An 850-nucleotide genomic window follows, 5' to 3' on the forward strand; every position below is an offset into this window, starting at 1 on the left:
CCGGCGATATACAACTCACCCGCCACACCAACCGGCACAGGCTCCAACCGCTGATCCAACACCCATTCCGAAACACCACGAATCGGACCACCGATCGTCACCAAATCACCCACCGCCAACGCAGGGCTATGGTTCGTCATGACCGTGGCCTCGGTCGGACCGTAAGCATTCAAGAACTCACGACCGTCGCCCACCCAGCGCCGCCCCAACTCCGGCGGGCAAACGTCACCGGCGGAAACGACGACTCTCAGGTCGTCGAGCCCGTCCGGATCCACCCAAGCCAACGCCGCCGGCGTGATCACGGCGTGGGTCACCCGCTCGCGGCGCAGCAGCTCAGCCAACTCCGGGCCACCATAGATGCCGGGCGCGGCGATCACCATCGTGGCACCGGCACCCACCGCGAGCAACAACTCCCAGACCGAGGCATCGAAGCTCGGCGACGCGAAATGCAGGGTCCGCGAAACCGAGGTCAACGCATAGCGTTCCCGCTGCTCGGAGCCGAGCGCGGCCAACCCGGCATGGGTCACGGTCACACCCTTGGGCACACCTGTGGAACCCGAGGTATAGATCAGATAGGCCGCATGCTGCGGCCGTAGCACGGTCGTGCGCTCGGAATCGGAGATCGGCCGGGCACTCGAGGCCTCGTCGAGTGTGGGTTCGGGATCGGAGATCGGCTGGGCACTGAATTCCTCGTCGAGGTTGTCGGGTGTCAACTCGTCGAGGTCGTCGAGTGTCAACCAGTCGATGCCATCGGGTAGTCGTGCGCGCACCGATGGCACGGTCAAACCGATGACCGCTTTCGAATCGGTCATCATGTAAGTGATGCGCTCGGTGGGATAGGTCGGATCGA

1 protein-coding gene is annotated in these 850 nt (G+C 64.1%); it reads right to left on the minus strand.

Features of this window, described 5'->3' with window-relative positions; genetic code table 11:
• The coding region (locus GFY24_RS40860; RefSeq protein ID WP_309231928.1) for an AMP-binding protein at positions 1 to 815 on the minus strand (815 nt) is incomplete at its 3' end.
• Positions 816 to 850: the final 35 nt, after the last annotated feature.

It is taken from the genome of Nocardia sp. SYP-A9097 (assembly GCF_009649815.1).
In the GTDB taxonomy this organism is placed as follows: Bacteria; Actinomycetota; Actinomycetes; order Mycobacteriales; family Mycobacteriaceae; genus Nocardia.